Genomic DNA, 19,032 nt, shown 5'->3' on the forward strand with positions numbered 1-19,032 from the left:
TCACCCCTACGCCGTGACCTCCGACCGGTCCCCGCCCCACAGCGTGTGGAACGTGCCGTCGCGGTCCACCCGGCGGTACGTGTGCGCGCCGAAGAAGTCACGCTGGCCCTGGGTGAGCGCCGCGGGCAGTCGTTCCGCGCGCAGGGCGTCGTAGTACGCGAGCGCCGCCGCGAAGCCCGGGGTCGGCACGCCCTGCCGGGTCGCCGCGATGATCACCTCGCGCCAGTCGTCCTGCGCCTCGGCGATCTCCCGGGCGAACGTCTCGTCGGACAGCAGGCTCGGCAGCTCGGCGCGGGCGTCGTACGCGGCGCGGATACGGTCCAGGAAGGCCGCGCGGATGATGCAGCCGCCGCGCCAGATGGAGGCCACCTGACCGAGGTCGATGTCCCAGCCGTACTCCTCGCTGCCCGCGCTGATCTCGTGGAAGCCCTGCGTGTACGACACGATCTTGGACGCGTACAGCGCCTGCTCGACCCGGTCCGCGAAGGCCGCCGCCTCCGACTCGCTCAGCGGGGACGCCGTCGGCCCGGCGAGGTCCCGCGAGGCCTCCCGCAGCGCCGCGTGGCCCGACAGGGAGCGCGCGAAGACCGCCTCGGCGATGCCGGACACCGGAACGCCCAGGTCCAGGGCGATCTGCACCGTCCAGCGGCCGGTGCCCTTCTGCTCGGCCTGGTCGACCACGACGTCCACGAAGGGCTTGCCGGTCGCCGCGTCCACGTGGGACAGCACCTCGGCGGTGATCTCGATCAGGTACGAGTCCAGCCGGCCCGTGTTCCAGGTGCGGAAGATGTCCGCGATCTGCGCGGGCGAGTACCCGGCGACATCGCGCAGCAGCTGATAGGCCTCGCCGATCAGCTGCATGTCGGCGTACTCGATGCCGTTGTGGACCATCTTCACGAAGTGCCCGGCGCCGTCGGGACCACAGTGCGTGACACAGGGGGCGCCGTCCTTGGCCTTCGCGGAGATCCTCTCCAGCATCGGACCGAGGCTTTCGTACGACTCCTTCGACCCGCCCGGCATGATGCTCGGCCCGTGCAGGGCGCCCTCCTCGCCGCCGGAGACACCCGTGCCGACGAAGTGGATGCCCCGCTCGCGCAGCTCCCGCTCCCGGCGCCGGGTGTCGGCGAAGTGCGCGTTGCCACCGTCGATGATCATGTCGCCGGGCTCCAGGAGCGGCGCGAACTCGCGGATCACCGCATCCGTCGGCTCGCCCGCCTTGACCATGATCACCAGACGGCGCGGGCGTTCCAGCGCCGCCACGAACTCCTCGGCGGTCTCGGTCCCGATGAAGTCGCCCTCGCTCCCGAACTCCTCCACCAGCGCCTTCGTCCGTGACGCCGTACGGTTGTGCACGGCGACGGTGTAGCCGTTGCGCGCGAAGTTACGGGCGAGGTTGCGTCCCATGACCGCGAGTCCCGTGACGCCGATCTGCGCTGAAGTGCTCATACCGCCTGCTCCCTAGCTGCCTCGTGACCACGGCTCCGTAAGTAGGGGCCCTCGCCCATCCTGACGTGCCGCTACGGCGAGCGCACATCCGACCCGCCACGCTTGATTACGCGGCGACGGCGCCCAGTGCCTCAGTCTTCTGCGATCGCGTCCAAGGAGAGGCCGATACCGGCCACTTGGCAGGGATGCGCGGCTGAATTTCTGTCTTGTCATGGCCTGTTCGCCGCGCTTACTTTTGCCCCTCCTGACGCATGCCGAGGGGATTTCGGACATGGCCGTACGCGGCCGGCACCGCCGGTACCAGCCGAACAGGATCAACCGCGCCTCACTCACGGTCACGGCCGGCGGCGCCGGACTCGCGATCCCGCTGGTCGCCGCCGGTACGGCGGACGCCGCCGAGGCGGCCACCTGGAACAAGGTCGCCGCCTGCGAGTCCAGTGGCAACTGGAGCATCAACACCGGCAACGGCTACTACGGCGGGCTGCAGTTCACCCAGTCCACCTGGGAGGCCTACGGCGGCACCCGGTACGCGCCGCGCGCGGACCTGGCGTCCAGGGACGCCCAGATCGCCGTCGCCGAGAAGGTGCTCGACGGGCAGGGGCCGGGCGCCTGGCCGGTGTGCTCGGTACGGGCCGGACTAACCCGGGGCGGCCCGGAGCCGGACCTCCACACGGAGAGCACCACCGCGCACCCGGCGCGGAGCGGCTCACCCAAGGGCCACTCCGTGCGGGACGTGCAGCCGCAGACCACCCCGCAGTCCCGCGCGGGCCGCGCCGAGATGTACACGGTCGTGCACGGCGACACCCTCTCCGGCATCGCCGGCGACCACCACGTCCGGGGCGGATGGCGGCAGTTGTACGCCGACAACCGCACGACGATCGGCGCCGACCCCGACCTGATCGTGCCGGGGCAGCGGCTCGACCTGCACCCCACGCCCACGGCGCCCGACAGCCACACCCCGGCCAAGCCGCCGAAGCGCAAAGGCCCTTCACCGAAGCCGAAGACGAAGACCAAGCCGCCTTCGGAGAAGAAGGCACCCACGCACCACACCCCGGGCGGGCACGGACTCGTCGCGCCGGTGCACGCGTCCATCGGCACCGGGTACCACGTGGCGGGCTCCCACTGGTCGAAGGGCTACCACACCGGCGTCGACTTCCTCGTGCCGACCGGCACCTCCGTGCAGGCGGCGGAGGCGGGGCAGGTCGTGTCCGCGGGATGGGGCGGTTCCTACGGCTACCAGGTGGTGCTCCGGCACACCGACGGCCGCTACACCCAGTACGCCCACCTGTCCGCGATCTCCGTGCGGGCCGGTCAGCACGTCGGCGCGGGCCAGCGCATCGGCCGCTCCGGATCCACGGGCAATGTCACCGGCCCGCACCTGCACTTCGAGGTGCGCACCGGCCCCGGGTTCGGCTCGGACATCGACCCGCTCGCCTATCTGCGGGCCGGCGGCGTCAGGATCTGACGCGGGCGCGGCGCCGGCCCGGCGCAGCCTGCGGCACGTAGATGCCGAGGGGTGCCGTCCACAGGATCGGGGGCAGGCCGCCGGCCGGCGGTCCGCCGCCGTCGGCGTCCGCCGTGCCGTCGCCGGGCCCCGGACCGGGCAGCAGCAGCTCCCGCAGGACGGGGTCGACGGGCTCGGTCCACCGCGGTTCGGCCGGCTCGCCCGCCGGTGCCCCGGCCGGCTCGACCCGCTGGACCAGGACCGGTCCGCCCGGTTCACGCGGGCCGGCCGCCACCTCGCCCGCCGACCGCTGGGGCGGGACGGTGAGGGGAGCGGGAGCGGCCACGGCTGCGGAAGCGGCCGGCTCGGCGGAAGCGGACTCCGGTACCGAGGACACGGCGGCGGATTCCGCCACCGAGAGCACGACGGCGGTCTCCGGTACCGAGGGCGTCCCCGCGGACTCCGGTACCGAGGGCGTCTCCAGACGCTCGGACGTCAGCAGGATCAGGCCGCCCGCCGCCACCACACCGCAGCCCAGTGCCAGCGCCGTGCCCGTGCTGCCGTAGCGGAACGTCTCGCCGAACATCAGGATGCCGACCGCGGCCGCCAGCACCGGGTTGACGACGGTCAGCGTGGCCAGCGGCGCGGCCAGGCCGCCGCCCCGGTAGGAGGCCTGGGACAGCATCACCCCGGCCGTGGCGAACAGGCCGATCACCGCGAGGGAGGACAGCTCGCCCGGGCCGATGCCACGGGTCCAGTCCACGGCGACGGTCTTGGTGAACACCGACGACATGCCGAACGCTGTGCCCGAGGCGACGGCGAGCAGCACGCTGCGCACCGCGGGGTGCCGGTGCGCGGCGAGTCCGGCGCACATCAGGGCCACCACCGCCCCGCCCGTGACCAGGGCGACGGCCACCCGCTGGGCGGCGTCGAGGGAGTGCACGTCGGAGACGCCGACCAGGGACAGCAGGCCGGCGAGGCCGACCGTGGCCATCAGGGCGCCGCGCCAGGCGGTCGCACCGGCCCGGCGGCCGACGAACAGCGCGGCCATGGGCAGGGCGAAGACGATGGTCAGCGCTCCCAGCGGCTGCACGAGGCTGAGCGGGCCGTAGGCCAGCGCGACGACGTGCAGCAGGCCGCCGAGGCCGTTCAGTGCCAGCGCCCCCCACCAGCCGGTCCGGCGCACCGGCAGGTACGCGCTGTCGGGGGAGGACACCGCGACGCGCTCCTGCACGATCGCTCCGCCCGCGTACGCGAGGGCGGACACGAACGACAGGAGCACGGACAACGCGAGGGCGCTCATCGGCGTCTCCCCTGCGTGGGGCGGGGGCCCCGGCCCCGCGTGAGACGCGGACGCGGAGCCCGGCGCTGCGGACGGTCGGCTTCCATGACCAACACTCTGCCCGCCCGAGGGCTTCCCGTCGTCGTACCTGAGCACACAATGCGTCCTACTGCCGATGGAGTACACCAGCCGTCCGATCATCCCCTGGGCGGGCGACACGGGGTGGAGGACCCGCGCGGCCGGCCCGCGACCGTCCCTGGTACCAGTACCTGTTGTGGACCTCGACCCCGAACTCGCCGCCCTCCGCCTCCTCGGCGGCTTCTCCGTCCTGCGCACCGCCCCGCGGGCGACCGGAGCCACCGGAGCACCGCGGACCCGGCGGCTGCCGACCCTCGCGGAGGCCTACGCACGGGCGGCCCCGGCCGCCCACCCCGATGCGCTGACAGTGCGCGTCACGACGGTCGCGGACCGCCTCCGCACCCCGGAGCCCCGGGTGGCCGCCTCCCTCGCGCAGCAGGGGCTGGCCGCCCGGCTGTGGTCGGTGTCCCTCGGCTGTGCCGTCCTGTACGGCGGGGTGCCCGACCTCGATCCGGGGCTGCTCCACTGGGATCCCCTCGCGTCCGCCCCCGACGACCTGTGGCTCGCCGGGGTGCGCCCGCTGCCCGGCGACGCGGCCACCGTCGCCGGCATCGTGCTGCACGGCCATCTGGAGCCTCTGGCCGCCGCCCTGAGGGCGCACCACGGCGTCGCGGCCGGCCTGCTGTGGGGGAACGCGGGCTCCGCGCTCGCCGGGGCGGCCCGGGAACTGGACCGCTGGGCCCGCGCCCACGGCCGTACCGACGTCGCCGCGCGGGCCCGGGCCCTGACGGACGAACTCTTCGCCCACCCCCTCCTGCGCCCCACCGGCACCCGCGCCGGCACCGCCTTCCGCCGCCGCAGCTGCTGCCTGTACTACCGGGTCCCGGGCGGCGGGGTGTGCGGCGACTGCTGCTTCACCCGGCCGCCGCGCTCTTCCCCACGGGCCGCATCTGGGTGACCATGAAGGGAACGTGCCACCGAGACCAGGGGGTTGTCGGGTGCGAGTGGGACTGCTGACCCGGGAGTACCCCCCGGACGTGTACGGCGGCGCCGGTGTCCATGTCGAGTTCCTCGCACGGGAGTTGGCCTCCCTGGTGGACCTGGAGGTGCACAGCTGGGGCGAGGGCCGCGGCGTGGGCGTCGTACGGCACCGGCCCTGGTCCGTCCTCGACGGCTCCAACGACGCGCTGCGCACCTTCTCCGTGGACCTCTCCATCGCCGCCGCCCTCGAAGGCCGCGAACTCGTCCACTCGCACACCTGGTACGCCAACCTCGCCGGTCATCTCGCCAAGCTGCTGTACGGCGTCCCGCACGTCGTCACCGCGCACTCGCTGGAGCCGTTGCGGCCGTGGAAGGCGGAGCAACTGGGCGGCGGGTACGCGCTGTCCGGCTGGGCCGAGCGCAGCGCGATCGAGGCCGCCGACGCGGTGATCGCCGTCTCGGGCGCCATGCGCGAGGACATCCTCGCCTGCTACCCGGCGCTCGACCCGTCCCGGGTCCACGTCGTGCACAACGGCATCGACACCCGGCTCTACCGCCCCGACCACGGCACCGACGCGCTCGTCCGGCACGGCATCGACCCCGCACGGCCGTACGTGCTGTTCGTCGGCCGGATCACCCGGCAGAAGGGCGTGCCCCATCTGCTGCGTGCCGTACGGGAGATCGACGCCAGTTCCCAGGTGGTCCTGTGTGCCGGAGCGCCGGACACCCCGGAGATCGACCGGGAGTTCCGCGAGCTGCACGAGGAGCTGAGCCGGGTCCGGGAGGGCGTGTTCTGGATCCCGCAGATGCTGCCCCGTCCCGAGGTGATCCAACTCCTCACGCACGCGGCCGTGTTCGTCTGCCCGTCGGTGTACGAACCGCTCGGCATCGTCAATCTGGAGGCGATGGCCTGCGGGACTCCGGTCGTCGCCTCCCGGGTCGGCGGGATCCCCGAGGTCGTGGACGACGGCCGTACCGGCCTCCTGGTGGACCCGGCCGACGACGCCGGCGCGTTCGAGGCGGGCCTCGCCCGGGCACTGGACACCGTGCTCGCGGACCGGGACGCGGCCGGGCGGATGGGGGAGGCCGGACGGGAGCGCGCGGTCGGCGAGTTCGGCTGGGACGCGGTGGCCCGGCGCACGGCCGGGCTGTACGAGGAGATCCTCAAGCAGGCTTAGTCCGGCCCGCTCGGGGCATCCATGGATATCCAGGGTGAGGGGAGACGCCATGCGTCGTGGTGGGCCTTCGGTTCTCGGGATCGTGCTGGCGGGCGGGGAGGGGAAGCGGCTGATGCCGCTCACCGCGGACCGCGCCAAACCGGCCGTCACCTTCGGCGGGACGTACCGTCTGGTCGACTTCGTGCTGTCCAATCTCGTCAACGCCGACGTGCTGCGGATCTGTGTGCTCACCCAGTACAAGTCGCACTCGCTGGACCGGCACATCACCACCACCTGGCGGATGTCCAGTCTGCTCGGCAACTACGTCACGCCGGTCCCGGCCCAGCAGCGGCTCGGCCCGCGCTGGTACCTGGGCAGCGCCGACGCGATCCTGCAGTCCCTGAACCTGGTCCACGACGAACAGCCCGAGTACGTCGCCGTGTTCGGCGCCGACCACGTCTACCGGATGGACCCGCGGCAGATGCTCCGCCAGCACATCGAGGGCGGGGCGGGGGTGACGGTGGCCGGTATCCGGGTGCCGCGCGCGGAGTCCTCGTCCTTCGGCGTGATCACTCCGGGCTCGGACGGCCGTGCGGTCCAGCGCTTCCTGGAGAAGCCGGCCGACCCGCCCGGACTGGCGGACGACCCCGAGTGCGTGTTCGCCTCGATGGGCAACTACATCTTCACCACCAAGGCCCTCGTCGAGGCCCTGCACCGGGACGCCGAGGACAGCCGGTCCGTGCACGACATGGGCGGCTCGATCCTGCCCCAGCTCACCGTGCGCGGCGACGCCCAGCTGTACGACTTCAGCGACAACCACGTGCCCGGCGAGACGACGCGCGATCAGGGCTACTGGCGGGACGTCGGCACCCTCGACGCCTACTACGAGGCGCACATGGACCTGATCGCCGAGCGGCCCGCCTTCAACCTCTACAACCGGCAGTGGCCCATCTACACGCACTCCTACCAGCTCTCCCCGGCGCGCTTCAACGCGGGCGGCATCGCGAGCGAGTCCATCATCAGCGCGGGCTGCCTGATCCGCGGTCAGGTCACCCGCTCGGTGCTCTCGCCGGGCGTCCGCGTGGACCCGGGCGCGGTCGTGCAGGGCTCGGTGCTCCACGACAACGTCCGCATCGGCCGGGGCGCGGTCGTCCGCGGCGCCGTGCTGGACAAGAACGTCGAGGTCCCGCCCGGCGCGACGATCGGCGTCAACCCGGAGCGGGACGCCGAGCTGTACACCGTCTCCAAGGGCGGGGTCATCGCGCTGGGCAAGGGCCAGCGGGTTCCCTGACCGACCGGAACGCCCTCACCGTCACCGCGACGCGTTTCGTGTAATCCCTTCAGAATGCCCGGATTTGCGCCCTCCGCCCCTCAGGATGCAGGCAACGATGTCGAACCTGCGGAGGTCATCCGACATGAGAGGGACCCGGCGCACACGGCTGTGCATGGCGGGGGTGATGGCGGCGTCCGCGCTGATCGCCACCCCCGCCGCACGTGCCGCCGAGCGGACGGACGGCCACCTCACCGACCTGGTCAACCCCCTGATCGGGAGCCAGAACGAGGGCAACACCTTCCCCGGCGCGGCCGTGCCCTTCGGCATGGTGCAGCTCTCCCCGGACACCGGGCACAGCACCGGCTACGACTACACGCAGAACCGTATCCGCGGGTTCTCGCTGGTCCATCTCTCGGGCGTCGGCTGCCGCATCGGCGGTGACCTGCCGGTGCTGCCCACCACCGGCGACGTCACACAGACGGACTACGCCCGGTACGCCGCCCGGTTCTCGCACGCGGACGAGCGGGCGAGCCCCGGCTACTACGGCGTCGGCCTCGCCTCCGGCATCCGCGCCGAACTGACCGCCACCGCGCGCACCGGCGTGCAGCGCTACACGTTCCCCGCCACCGACAAGGCCAACGTCCTGCTGAACGCGGCCCAGTCGCTGCACAAGCCGGTCGCGAGCACGGTGGAGATCCTCGACGACCGCACGGTGCGCACCGAGATCACCGGCCACGGATTCTGCCGGGACACCGGCCCCTACACGGTCTACACGATCACCCGCTTCGACCGGCCCTTCACCGCGTACGGCACCTGGGACGGCGCCACCGTCACCCCGGGCGCCCGCAGCGGGCACGGTGGCGCCTACCTCCGCTTCGACACCACCCGGGACCGCACCGTCGAGGCGACCACCTCGCTGTCGTACGTCGACGCGCGCGGTGCCGCCACCAATCTGCGCGCCGAGGGCGGCCGGAGCTTCGACGCCGTGCGCGGCCGGGCCCGCGAGGAGTGGGAGCGCAGGCTCGCCGACGTCCGCGTCGAGGGCGGCGCGCCCACCCTGCGCCGCACCTTCTACTCCTCGCTGTACCGGACGTTCCTGGCGCCCAACGTCGGCAGCGACGCCGACGGCCGCTACACCGGCTGGGACCGCCGTACCCACCGCGCCGCCGGGTTCACGTACTACCAGAACTGGTCGCTGTGGGACACGTACCGCACCCAGGTCCAACTGCTCGGCCTCCTCGCGCCGCGCGAGACACGGGACATGGCGCGGTCGCTGGTCGCGGTCGACGAGGACGGCGGCTGGCTGCCCAAGTGGGGCTACGGCCCCGTCGAGACGAACATCATGAGCGGCGACCCGGTCACCCCGTTCCTGACCACGGCCTACCACCTCGGTCTGCTCCGGGGCTTCGAGGAGCGGGCCTACCGCGCGCTGCGGAAGAACGCCGACGGCGTGCCGCCCGCCCAGTACCCGGGCGTCGGCCGGGAGGCCAACGCCGAGTATCTCGCGCAGGGGTTCGCCCCGTACGTCAAGGGCAAGCCGTACGCCAAGATGGGCGACTCCGACTACCACCACGGTGCCTCGGTCACCCTCGAGTACGCGCTCTCCGACGCCATGCTCGCCCAGATGGCCCGCGGTCTCGGACACCACGGCGACGCCGCCCGGTACGCCGCCCGGTCCCGGAACTACCGCAACGTCTTCGACCCCGCCACCGGCTTCTTCCGCGCCCGCGACGCCGCCGGCGCCTTCACCGGCTCGCCCGACCCGGCCCGCGGCATCGGCTTCCACGAGGGCACCGCCTGGCAGTACCAGTGGCTGGTCCCGCAGGACCTGCCCGGCGTGGTCGGCCTGATCGGCGGCAAGCGTGCGGCCAACGAGCGGCTGGACTCCTTCTTCGCCTACGACCGGCTGCTCGCCGACCCCGGGCGGACCGCCCGCGAGGTCTGGGTGCACGGCGACCCGTACGCGTACTACAACGCGGACAAGTACAACCCGCAGAACGAGCCCGACCTGATCGCGCCGTACACCTACCTGGCCACCGGCCAGCCCTGGAAGACCACGGACGTGGTGCACGCGGCGCTGACCCTGTTCACGGACACGCCCACCGGCATGACCGGCAACGACGACCTCGGCACGATGTCCGCCTGGAACGTGCTGTCGTCGATCGGCCTCTTCCCGATCCAGCCGGGCTACGACACCTGGGGCCTGTCCACCCCGGTCTTCGACCGGGTCCACCTCAGCCTGGACCGGCGCTACTGGCCGAGCGGCGGGCTCACCGTCGCCGCGCCGGGCACCTCCGCCGCCGACCGGTACATCCAGGCCGTCCGCACCGACGGCCGGCCGCACGCGCGGACCTATCTGACGACGGCCGGGCTGCGCACCCTGCGCTCGCTCGCGTTCACGGTCGGCCCGCGCCCGTCGGAGTGGGGTACGTCACCCGAGACGGCGCAACCCGTGCTGAGGTGACCTCCCCTGTCACTTGGGTCCCGCCTCTTTCGGCGGAAGCGGGACTTAATCTGCTGTTAACTGTGCGTAGCCTGATCGTACTTGACCGTAATCAGCTCACGGAGATTGACTGCAGATCCACCCCTTCGTCGATGCGCGAGGCAAGCCCTTGACTTCCCACCTGCTCGCTCCCCTCGACCTGGCGTTCTGGAACATGGAGTCCGAACGGCATCCGATGCACCTCGGTGCGCTCGGCGTCTTCGGCGCGCACTCGCCCACGGCCGGTGCCCACGCCGCCGATCTGCTCGCGGCGCGCGCCGCCGCCGTACCGGGCCTGCGCATGCGCATCCGCGACGTCTGGCAGCCGCTCGCCTTCGGCGGCGCGGCCCGCGAGCCCGACCCGGACTTCGACCCGCTCCACCACGTCAGGCTGCACGCCCCGACCGCGGACTTCCACGAGACCGCCGGCCGGCTGATGGAGCGCCCGCTGGAGCGCGGCCGGCCGCCGTGGGAGGCCCATGTGCTGCCCGGCGAGGACGGGGTGTCCTTCGCGGTGCTGTTCAAGTTCCACCACGCCCTCGCCGACGGGCTGCGCGCGCTGAAGCTCGCCGCCGGCGTGCTGGACCCGGTCGACCTCCCGTACTCCGCGCCCCGCGCCGCCGAGCCGCCGCGCGGCCTGCTGCCGGACGTGCGGGCGCTGCCGGGCCGCGTCCCCGAGCTGGTCAGGGGAGCGCTGTCGGACGTGGGCCGGGCCCTGGACATCGGCGCCTCGCTGGCCCGGTCCACGTTCGGCATGCGTCCGTCCTCCGCGCTGACCTCCGCGCCGAGCGGCACCCGCCGGACGGCCGGGGTCGTCCTCGACATCGACGACGTGCACCGGGTGCGCAAGAGCGTCGGCGGGACCGTCAACGACGTCCTCATCGCGGTCGTCGCCGGTGCGCTGCGCCGGTGGCTGGACGAGCGCGGCGACGGCAGCGAGGGGGTGGCGCCGCGCGCCCTCATCCCCGTCTCCCGGCGCCGCCCGCGCACCGCCCACCCACAGGGCAACCGGCTCTCCGGGTACCTGATACCGCTTCCGGTCGACGACCCCGACCCGCTCGCCCGCCTCGCCGCCGTGCGTACGGCGATGGTGCGCAACAAGGACGCGGGCCCCAACCGGGGTGCCGGGGCCGTCGCCCTGCTGGCCGACCACGTGCCGGCGTTCGCCCACCGGCTGGGCGGACCGCTCGTCGGCCAGGCCGCCCGGCTGTGGTTCGACATCCTGGTCACCAGCGTGCCGCTGCCCGGCCTCGGGCTCCGGCTCGGCGGGCACGACCTGACCGAGGTCTACCCGCTGGCCCCGCTGGCGCCCGGGCAGTCGCTGGCGGTCGCGATCTCGACGTACCGCGGCCACGTGCACTACGGCCTGGTCGCCGACGCGAAGGCGGTGCCGGACCTGGACGTGTTCGCGCACGCGGTGACGGCCGAGGTGGAAACGCTCCTGATCGCCTGCGACGCGTAAGTCCTCCGTCCGGGGCGGGGCGGCTGCTCGACACGGGGTGCGTGGGTCCTCCGTCCGGCGCGGGATGTGCGGCGTCCTGGCCGACGAGGGCCGAGGACTTGGCTTGGGGGCGGGCCAGGAGGCCAGGGACTGCGCGTCGGGGCCGGTGAGCACCCGGTGCGGGGGGCACGGAGCGCCGGGCTGTGCCGGGTGGGCGCTCCGCCTGCGACGCGTGGGGCGCCGCCGGTGGGCCCCGGCGCCCGGCCGGGGCAGGGGCCTGGGCGCCGCTCTCCGGGCGAGGCCGGGTCCGCGGTTCGTGACGCCCACACGGCGCCGACAGGGGCCCCACCGGGAGAGCGCGCCCGGGGGTGGAGAACCCACTCCCGTCGTCCCGGGGATCGGGCGGGTTTGGCCGGAAGCGGTGCCGCTCCGTAAAATTCCCCGTTCGAAAGCGGGCGCGAGTCGGAGCGCTGCGCAGGTGATCACGGAAGCGGCAGCGCGATGACGGTGACAGAGGACGGGTCTGCGTCCATGGAGGTCCCCATGGAGGTCCCCACGGACGCCTCCATGGACGAGATGGTGCACGGTCCCGGTATCGACCCGGAGCGGCTCGCCGTCTGCCTGAGCGTGCTGGAGGAGCTCGACCGGATCGACGTCGACCACCCCGACGCGATCACGGTACGCCGGGCCACCTCGCACATCTACCGCGCGGTCAAGCAGCGCCGCCGCCAGGAGCGCCGCGCCGCCAAGACCGCGCACGACCGCGCCGTCACCGAGGCCACCGCCACCGGCAGCGCCGAGCGCATCGACGACGAGACCGAGGGCATCCTGCCCTCCTCCAAGATCGAGGCGGGCAGGATCGCGGGCATACTCCAGCGCCCGCGCTCCTGCTACACCTGCAAGGGCCGGTACGTGGAGGTCGACTACTTCTACCACCAGCTCTGTCCGGACTGCGCCGGCGTCAACCGGGCCAAGCGCGACGCCGGCGCCGACCTCACCGGCAAGCGTGCCCTGCTCACCGGCGGCCGGGCCAAGATCGGCATGTACATCGCGCTGCGCCTGCTGCGGGACGGCGCGCACACCACCGTCACCACGCGGTTCCCCAAGGACGCCATCCGCCGCTTCAAGGCGATGGACGACTCGGCGGACTGGATGCACCGTCTGGAGGTCGTCGGCATCGACCTGCGCGACCCGGCCCAGGCCGTCGCACTGGCCGACCAGGTCGCCGAGGCGGGCCCGCTGGACATCCTGATCAACAACGCGACGCAGACCGTGCGCCGCCTGCCCGCGGCGTACGCCGCCCTCGTCGAGGGCGAGAACGCCCCGCTGCCCGCCGGTGAGCTCCCCGCCCACCACGTCATCGGCGCCTTCAACTCGGGCGCGGTCGACGGGCTGGCCGCGCTGCCCCTCGGCGCCAGCGGTCTCGACGCGCAGAAGGTCGCCGACCTCGCCCTGGTCGCGGGCAACGCCAGCGTCGCCCGGCACCTCGACGGCACCGCCATCGACGCGGGCGGCCTGGTCCCGGACGTGGTCGAGAGCAACACCTGGGTGCAGACGATCGACCAGATCTCCCCGGTGGAGCTGCTCGAGACGCAGCTGTGCAACTACACGTCGCCGTTCATCCTGATCAGCCAGCTCCGCCCGGCCATGGCCGAGGCCGCGAAGAAGGCGGCGAGCGGACGGGCGTACGTCGTGAACGTCTCCGCCATGGAGGGCGTGTTCGGCCGCGGCTACAAGGGCGCGGGCCACCCGAACACCAACGCCGCCAAGGCGGCGATGAACATGGTGACGCGGACCAGCGCCGACGAGATGTTCCAGGCCGACGGCATCCTCATGACCTCGGTCGACACCGGCTGGATCACCGACGAGCGCCCCCACTACGACAAGCTGCGCCTCGCCGAGGCCGGCTTCCACGCCCCCCTCGACCTGGTCGACGGAGCCGCCCGCGTCTACGACCCGATCGTGCGCGGCGAGGCGGGCGAGGACGTGTACGGCGTCTTCCTGAAGGACTACGCGCCCGGCAAGTGGTGATCACGGCCGACCGGGCGTGAGCCGCCGGGCGGCCGGGCCGGGCAACCGGCGGCCCGCCCGGCGGCCCGTTCTGCCGACCGGCCACCGGGCGGACCGGGCCGTCGCGACAGTGGGCCGGCCGTCAATCCACCGCACGGAGGCGGGAGTTGCGGGCCGCCACCAGCTCCAGCACCGTGCGCCAGTCCTCCAGCACGCCCGCGTCGAAGCCGCCCGTGCGGCCCTCCTCGACCGCCTGGCGCAGGCGCAGCACGTCGTCCTCGGCGGCACCCGCGTCCCCGCGCACCAGTCGGAACACGCGCTCGCCGAGCAGGGCCCGCACCGCCTCGGCGGCGCTGCGGGCCCGGGCCCGCTCGTCGCCGGGGGCCAGCACCGGACCGATGCCGAGCACCAGCCCGGCCACCTGGAGCTCCTTGTCGGCGGGCCGGCCGCGGCGCAGCAGCGCGGCGGTCCGCAGCGCGTCCTGGTGCCGGCCGGCGTACAGCAGATCCATCAGCTCCTCGACGCTGCGCAGCTCCATGCGTCAGTCCTTCCGCGAGACAGCCGTTGCCCGCACGCCAGCAGATCATGGCGAGCTTGCGGCCCGGCCAACGGCACTTGAACTGCGCCGCGCCCGGCCGGATGGGCGTACCGGATCCGAGGCCCGGGATCGAAGAGGTGTTCGGCCGGGTAGGCCAAGTGGGTGATTCGCTCTGTTGCGCAGCTGATGCGGTTCGTGACAAATAGCCGCATATTGAGGGCTATTGAGGGATCAATTGGCACGCACAAGTTACATCTTGTTTGCACTCCCTATCGAGCGGACCTCCGCTCATTTGGTTAATCTGGAGCGGACGGGCAGCAGTACGGGTCCCACCCACACCCACCGTCCGTCCCGGGGCGAGCCGGTTCACAGCGGCCTGCTCTGACACGAGGTACCGGCGCCACCGCGCCCGAACTGGCCTTCCATCCAGACCTGAGCGGGCGTCCGGCTCCGGAGTGCGGACTGTCCGGTACGCCCCGAGGGTGACCCGACACATAAGGAGTGCGCGGTGACACCGGAGAAGACGAATCGCGAGCAGCGCCCGGCGGAACGCTCGGAGCGCGCGGGCCGGCGGCCCGGAGAACTCGGCAGCCTCGACGTCTGGGCCCGTTCCGCCCCGATCCGCCTCGCGGGCTACGAGGACGACCTCGCCGAACCCCACATCCTGCCCAGCGTGGACTGACGCCGGCGCCGGACCCTTCGCGATCGCCGACGGCATGGGCGCGGCGGACTCGTGCCCATGCCCATCAGGAAAGCCGCGGCCCCCGAACGGCCGCGGCTCCGGCATCTCCGGGCCGGGATCGTCTCCGCCGCCGAGACATCCCTAAGGCCGAGGTTCACCGCGGCTGCACCGGCTCCGCCCGCCTCACCCCCGCGCCTGCTGGGCCAGGGAAGCCGTGCGCTGCCACGGGCGCAGACGCTCCAGCTCCTCCGCCAGGTCCAGCAGGACGGACTCCGTACCCGGACGGCCCACGAGCTGCACCGCGCAGGGGGCACCCGAGGGCAGGGAACCGAAGGGGAGGGACATCGCGGGCCAGCCGGTGAGGTTCCACGGCGGGGTGAACGGCGAGTACGCCGTGTTCGCGAGGACATTGCGCAGCCAGCCCCGCTCGTGCCAGGGGCCGGCCTGCGGCGAGCGCCGCGCCAGCGACGGGGTCAGCAGGACGTCGTGCTCGGCGAAGAACGGCGCCAGCCGGGCGCGCAGCCGCTCCCGGCTGTCACCCGAACGGACCGAAGCCACGAAACGCCGGCCCACCGCCGCGTGCACCCGGGTACGCCGGGCCAGCCGCGCCCGGTCCAGGCCCTCGGCGTCCACCGCCGTACCGGCCGTCCAGTGCCGTACCGCGGTCACCCCCAGATCCAGCGGATACGGCGGCTCGGCCCGCCGCACCCGGTGCCCGGCGCGGGTCAGCAGCCCGGCCGCCTCCCGGACCGCGGTCGTATACGGCCTGCTCACGCCGACCCCGGCGAGCGGGCTGCGCACGGCGGCGGCGATCCGCAGCCGGGGCGGCTCCGCCGAGCGCTCCGGTTCGGCGCCCGCGAGGACGCCGTACATCAGCCGCAGGTCCTCGACCGTCGTGGCCAGCGGGCCGTTCTCCGACATGCCGAACCAGTCGCCGTTGCCGATCCCCGCCGGCACCACTCCGTGGCCCGCCTTGAGGGTGACCAGTCCGCAGTTCGCCGCCGGAATGCGCAACGAGCCCATGCCGTCGTTGCCGAGCGCGAGCGGTACGAGTCCCGCGGCCACCGCCGCCGCGCTGCCGCCCGAGGAGCCGCCCGCCGTGCGCGTGGGGTCCCACGGGTTGCGGGCGATGCCGTACACGCCCTCCGTGGTGCCGAAGACACACAGCTCGGGCACGTTCGTCAGGCCCACGACCACCGCGCCGGCCGCCCGCAGGCGGGCCACGGTGACGTGATCCTCGTCGGCCGGGGTGTCCGGGGTGGCGGCGGAGCCGTTACGCCGGGCCTCCCCGCGCACCGCCAGGTTGTCCTTCACGGCCACCGGCACACCGGCCAGGGGCAGTTCGGACAGATCGGCACGCGAGCCCACCTCGTCGGCCTCGGCGAGCGCGGCCTGCGCGCGGACGGTGCGGAACGCCTCGATCCTGCCGTCGAGCCGCTCGATCCGCGCGAGGTGCTCGGCCATCACCTCCCGCGGTGTCACCTGCTTCCCGCGTACGGCGGCGGCGATCTCGGCGGCGCTCCGCCCGGCCCACTTCCCCACGGGCACTCCCTCGGTCGGTCATCGGCTACTCGCCGGTACGAATCATGGCGCAGGAAGAACTGTGCCGGGTCGGCGGCGGTACGTCGAGGGGTCCCGCCCCGGCCGGCGCGGTTCCGTCAGCCGGGCCGTGCGGCGCTCGTGCTGCCCCTGCCCGTGACCCGGGGGACCGGTACGCCCACCGAGCGGGCCGGGTCGCCGTCCAGCAGCGCCAGCAGTTCCCGGGCCGCCGTGCGGCCGAACGCCGCGCTGTCGCGGGACAGGGCGGAGAGCCGCGGGGTGACCATGCGGCACAGGGCGGAGTCCTCCCAGGAGACGACCGACACGTCCCGCGGGACGCGGAGGCCCAGTTCGACCGCGGCGGCCACGCCGGCCACGGCCATCACGTCGTTGTCGTAGATCAGCGCCGTGGGCGCGGGGGAGCCGCCGAGGACCCGGTGGGTGACCGCCGCGCCCTGTGCGTCGGAGTAGTCCGTGGTCACCGAGCGGACCTCGGTGAGGCCGCGGCGGTCCGCCTCCGCGCGCAGGGTGGCGATCCGCCGCTGGGTGTGGGCCAGTTCGGGCAGGCCGGCGATGTGCACGATCCTGCGGTGGCCCAGCGCCGTCAACTCGTCGACGACGGAGGCCATCGCGCCCGCGTCGTCCGCCCACACCGTGGACAGACCCGGGTGGCGTACGTCGGGTGCGCCCCCGATGACCACCGCGGGCAGGCCGAGTTCGTCGAGGAGGCCGGGGCGGGGGTCCTCCGCGCGCGGGTCGGCGACCAGTACGCCGTCCACCCGGTGCTCCGCCCACCAGCGCCGGTACACCGCGCACTCCTCGCCCACGTCCTCCGCCACCTGGAAGAGCAGGCCCAGATGGCGTTCGGCGAGCACCTCCTGGATGCCCGACACCAGCTGGAGGAAGAACGAGTCGACGCCCAGGCTGTGCGCGGGGCGGGCGAGGACGAAACCGACGGTCGCCGCGCCCTCGCCCGACAACTGCCGCGCCGCCGCGCTGGGGCACCAGCCGAGCTGCTCGGCCACCCGCTGGACCCGGGCGCGGGTGGTCTCGGAGACGCCGGGGCGGCCGTTGAGCGCGAAGGACACGGCGCTCTCGGACACCCCGGCCCGCCGGGCGATGTCCTTCATCGTGGGCCGACGTGCGGGCGACCGTCTGTCCGGCACGATTCCCCCTTCTCCCCGACGGTTTCGCTAATGCGCTTGAGTGTCAAGACCCTAAAGCGCATTAGCGATTGAGGGCAAGTTCTCGGCCAAACTCCGCTGACCTGCACTAATGAAGGACGGATTTCTTTAGCTCCGACGAACTCATTGACTTCCCCGGAAAACCCCGTGCAGGGTCGTCGGCGCCACCAACCGCCAGACGCAGCAAGGGAGCCGTGTCACCGTGCCCAAGCCCCGCAGAGCCCTCGCCGCCGCTGCCGTCGCCCTCGTCCTGCCGCTCAGCGCCTGCGGCTCAGGCGACGACGGAAGCGGCTCGACCGACGCCTCCGGCAAGGTGGAGGGCGACATCACCTTCCAGACCTGGAACCTGCGCGCGAACTTCAAGTCGTACTTCGAGGGCGTCATCGCCGACTTCGAGCACAAGTACCCCGGGACGCACGTGAAATGGGTCGACCAGCCCGCCGAGGGCTACCCCGACAAGCTCAGCGCCGACGCCGCCGGCGGCACCCTGCCCGACGTCGTGAACGTCTCCCCGGACCTGGTCGCCCCGCTCGCCAAGGCCGGTCTCGCCCTCGACCTGGACAAGTCCGCCGCCAAGTACCGCTCCGAGTACCTGGCGGGGGCCTGGGCCGGCCATCAGGTGCCCGGTCTGAGCGGCACGTACGCCTTCCCCTGGTACCTGAACACCGGCCCGCTCTTCTACAACAAGTCCCTGTTCACCAAGGCCGGACTCGACCCCGAGCAGCCGCCGAAGACGTACGACGAACTCTTCGCGGACGCACTCCGGATGGCGGAGAAGAGCGACGGCAAGGTCGCCACCCTCGCCAACGTGCCCACCATCGAGGACTTCGGCCGCTACGGCGTCCCGCTCATGAACAAGCAGGGCACCGGGTTCGCCTTCAACGACGCCAAGGGCGTGAAGCTCCTCACCAAGTACAAGGAGCTGTACGACGCCAAGGCCCTCGACCCGCAGGCACTGACCGCGACCCCCGAGTCCTCCGGAAAGAAGTTCCTCACCGGCGCCGTCGCCATGAACCCCGGCAGCGCCCTCGACCTCGGCAACTTCAAGAAGAACGCGCCCAGCCTGTACCGGAACATCGGCATCACCGACCAGATCACCAGCACCGGCCACGTCAACATGTACGTCATGGGCGTCATGGTCAACTCCCGCACCCAGCACACCCCGGCCGCGGTCGCCTTCGCGCACTTCGTCACCGACGCGCGGAACCAGATGTCCTTCGCGAAGAAGGTGGCCATCTTCCCGAGCACCGCCGGCTCCCTCGACGACCCGTACTTCACCAAGGACGACGGCACCGACGAGACCAGGGTGCGCACCGCCGCCGCCAAGTCCCTGAAGAACGCGGTCAACTACACACCCGTGCTGTTCAGCGACCAGATGAAGACCGCGCTGCGCAACGAGGTCGCCAAGGCGCTCCAGGGCAAGGAGAGCCCCAAGGCGGCTCTTGACAACGCTGTCGCCGCCGCCGACCGGCTGCTCCAGCAGGGCTGACCCGCC

14 protein-coding genes are annotated in these 19,032 nt (G+C 72.9%); 9 read left to right on the top strand and 5 right to left on the bottom strand.

Translation table 11 applies throughout. The annotated features are described in order from the left end of the window. Positions 1-6: 6 nt before the first annotated feature. Positions 7-1,446 (bottom strand): NADP-dependent phosphogluconate dehydrogenase, encoded by a 1,440-nt coding sequence (gene gndA, locus ACF08B_RS02195; RefSeq protein ID WP_392315619.1) that lies wholly within the window; start codon positions 1,444-1,446, stop codon positions 7-9. Positions 1,447-1,717: 271 nt separating this feature from the next. Between gndA and ACF08B_RS02200 the strand changes: the two genes are divergently transcribed. After that, positions 1,718-2,911 (top strand): transglycosylase family protein, encoded by a 1,194-nt coding sequence (locus ACF08B_RS02200; RefSeq protein ID WP_392315620.1) that lies wholly within the window; start codon positions 1,718-1,720, stop codon positions 2,909-2,911. Here the strand turns inward: ACF08B_RS02200 and ACF08B_RS02205 are convergent. Then, positions 2,901-4,193, bottom strand: a complete 1,293-nt coding sequence (locus ACF08B_RS02205; RefSeq protein WP_392315621.1) for a DMT family transporter — start codon at positions 4,191-4,193, stop codon at positions 2,901-2,903. The two genes, ACF08B_RS02200 and ACF08B_RS02205, sit on opposite strands and share 11 nt — an antisense overlap. Positions 4,194-4,446: 253 nt before the next feature. On the opposite strand from ACF08B_RS02205, the gene ACF08B_RS02210 reads away from it, so the two are divergent. From ACF08B_RS02210 to ACF08B_RS02235, 6 genes are all read left to right on the top strand, one after another. Next, the gene (locus ACF08B_RS02210; RefSeq protein ID WP_392315622.1) at positions 4,447-5,208 is read left to right on the top strand and encodes a (2Fe-2S)-binding protein; all 762 of its coding nucleotides are present in this window, start codon (positions 4,447-4,449) and stop codon (positions 5,206-5,208) included. A 40-nt stretch (positions 5,209-5,248) separates the two neighbouring features. Continuing rightward, a complete protein-coding gene (glgA, locus tag ACF08B_RS02215; RefSeq protein ID WP_392315623.1) occupies positions 5,249-6,409 on the top strand; it encodes a glycogen synthase in 1,161 nt (386 codons plus the stop codon). A 49-nt stretch (positions 6,410-6,458) separates the two neighbouring features. Next, positions 6,459-7,679 (top strand): glucose-1-phosphate adenylyltransferase, encoded by a 1,221-nt coding sequence (glgC, locus tag ACF08B_RS02220; protein ID WP_392315624.1) that lies wholly within the window; start codon positions 6,459-6,461, stop codon positions 7,677-7,679. Positions 7,680-7,803: 124 nt separating this feature from the next. Beyond that, entirely contained in the window at positions 7,804-10,125 is a 2,322-nt protein-coding gene (locus ACF08B_RS02225) for a GH92 family glycosyl hydrolase (protein WP_392315625.1), read from the top strand. A gap of 148 nt (positions 10,126-10,273) precedes the next feature. Beyond that, entirely contained in the window at positions 10,274-11,605 is a 1,332-nt protein-coding gene (locus ACF08B_RS02230) for a wax ester/triacylglycerol synthase family O-acyltransferase (protein ID WP_392315626.1), read from the top strand. A 480-nt stretch (positions 11,606-12,085) separates the two neighbouring features. Beyond that, positions 12,086-13,615 carry an SDR family NAD(P)-dependent oxidoreductase gene (locus ACF08B_RS02235; RefSeq protein ID WP_392315627.1) on the top strand — a complete coding sequence of 510 codons (1,530 nt, stop codon included), beginning with the start codon at positions 12,086-12,088 and terminating at the stop codon, positions 13,613-13,615. Positions 13,616-13,736: 121 nt separating this feature from the next. Here the strand turns inward: ACF08B_RS02235 and ACF08B_RS02240 are convergent, their stop codons facing one another. Continuing rightward, on the bottom strand, positions 13,737-14,132 hold the full coding sequence (locus ACF08B_RS02240) for a hypothetical protein (protein WP_392315628.1): 396 nt from the start codon (positions 14,130-14,132) through the stop codon (positions 13,737-13,739). Positions 14,133-14,640: 508 nt separating this feature from the next. Here ACF08B_RS02240 and ACF08B_RS02245 point away from each other — a divergent pair. Next, entirely contained in the window at positions 14,641-14,814 is a 174-nt protein-coding gene (locus ACF08B_RS02245) for a hypothetical protein (protein WP_101377026.1), read from the top strand. A 183-nt stretch (positions 14,815-14,997) separates the two neighbouring features. Here the strand turns inward: ACF08B_RS02245 and ACF08B_RS02250 are convergent, their stop codons facing one another. Together ACF08B_RS02250 and ACF08B_RS02255 are read right to left on the bottom strand one after the other, a co-directional pair. Then, on the bottom strand, positions 14,998-16,356 hold the full coding sequence (locus ACF08B_RS02250; protein ID WP_392315629.1) for an amidase: 1,359 nt from the start codon (positions 16,354-16,356) through the stop codon (positions 14,998-15,000). Positions 16,357-16,472: 116 nt separating this feature from the next. Beyond that, positions 16,473-17,483 (bottom strand): LacI family DNA-binding transcriptional regulator, encoded by a 1,011-nt coding sequence (locus ACF08B_RS02255; RefSeq protein WP_392316020.1) that lies wholly within the window; start codon positions 17,481-17,483, stop codon positions 16,473-16,475. Between the two features lie 256 nt (positions 17,484-17,739). On the opposite strand from ACF08B_RS02255, the gene ACF08B_RS02260 reads away from it, so the two are divergent. Next, complete coding sequence (locus tag ACF08B_RS02260; RefSeq protein ID WP_392315630.1) at positions 17,740-19,026, top strand: ABC transporter substrate-binding protein; 1,287 nt, start codon at positions 17,740-17,742, stop codon at positions 19,024-19,026. Positions 19,027-19,032: the final 6 nt, after the last annotated feature.

Origin of the sequence: Streptomyces sp. NPDC015139 (genome assembly GCF_043079785.1) — a bacterium.
Lineage (GTDB): Bacteria > Actinomycetota > Actinomycetes > Streptomycetales > Streptomycetaceae > Streptomyces > Streptomyces albidocamelliae.

Excerpts from the sequence above, each read along its gene's own strand:
- gndA (WP_392315619.1), bottom strand. The coding sequence starts at position 1,446 with ATGAGCACTTCAGCGCAGATCGGCGTCACGGGACTCGCGGTCATGGGA.
- ACF08B_RS02200 (WP_392315620.1), top strand. The coding sequence starts at position 1,718 with ATGGCCGTACGCGGCCGGCACCGCCGGTACCAGCCGAACAGGATCAAC.
- ACF08B_RS02205 (WP_392315621.1), bottom strand. The coding sequence starts at position 4,193 with ATGAGCGCCCTCGCGTTGTCCGTGCTCCTGTCGTTCGTGTCCGCCCTC.
- glgC (WP_392315624.1), top strand. The coding sequence starts at position 6,459 with ATGCGTCGTGGTGGGCCTTCGGTTCTCGGGATCGTGCTGGCGGGCGGG.
- ACF08B_RS02225 (WP_392315625.1), top strand. The coding sequence starts at position 7,804 with ATGAGAGGGACCCGGCGCACACGGCTGTGCATGGCGGGGGTGATGGCG.
- ACF08B_RS02235 (WP_392315627.1), top strand. The coding sequence starts at position 12,086 with ATGACGGTGACAGAGGACGGGTCTGCGTCCATGGAGGTCCCCATGGAG.
- ACF08B_RS02240 (WP_392315628.1), bottom strand. The coding sequence starts at position 14,132 with ATGGAGCTGCGCAGCGTCGAGGAGCTGATGGATCTGCTGTACGCCGGC.
- ACF08B_RS02255 (WP_392316020.1), bottom strand. The coding sequence starts at position 17,483 with ATGAAGGACATCGCCCGGCGGGCCGGGGTGTCCGAGAGCGCCGTGTCC.